Genomic DNA, 566 nt, shown 5'->3' with positions numbered 1-566 from the left:
GTTCAGCGATTCCCGGCCCGATTTTGCTCGACCGCGGCCACGAAATCCGGGTGCGCGGAAACGATCAGCTGGTCAGCTGTTTCGTTCATCCAGACATCGGCGAAATAGCGGGAGCGGCTCCAGGACAGCATCGCCACCAGCAACGCGATCGGCATGCATCCGGGCACGCTCACGAAAGCCAAAGGTAGATAGAGTGGTTCGAGTTCGAGCGCACGTGCGATGAGGACGGCCGCGATTGTCAGCGGTATCGCCAGCAGTGCCAGCAGCGCGATTCGACGGAAGCGCCGGACCTCGTGGAGACAGAGCTCGCAGGCCGGGCAGTCGAAGCGGACGCGCGCCAGGACGGGGTTCCGCCGCCGGGGTTTCATGGAGCGCAACATGGCTCGCGGTGTCGGCAACTCCGATAGTGGGCCACTGGAATTGACTGCGCAGGAACGGGTCTCACTGGCGGTGCAACCGTGCTCGCTGCACAACCCCGGCATCGGCTCGGTGAGAACGAGCTCCGTCGGTGCCGTCGCGAGAGTCGGCGTCCAATCCGGGTTGATCTCGGTGCCGAAGACCACCCG

Annotated in this window: 1 protein-coding gene; it reads right to left on the bottom strand. The window is 64.7% G+C overall.

What is annotated here, in order from left to right; genetic code table 11:
• Positions 1 to 2: 2 nt before the first annotated feature.
• The coding region (locus tag NP3_RS50170) for a hypothetical protein (RefSeq protein WP_218025093.1) at positions 3 to 566 on the bottom strand (564 nt) is incomplete at its 5' end.

It is taken from the genome of Nocardia pseudovaccinii NBRC 100343 (genome assembly GCF_001613225.1).
Taxonomy (GTDB): Bacteria; Actinomycetota; Actinomycetes; order Mycobacteriales; family Mycobacteriaceae; genus Nocardia; species Nocardia pseudovaccinii.
This window is presented reverse-complemented; position numbering and strand designations above follow the sequence as displayed.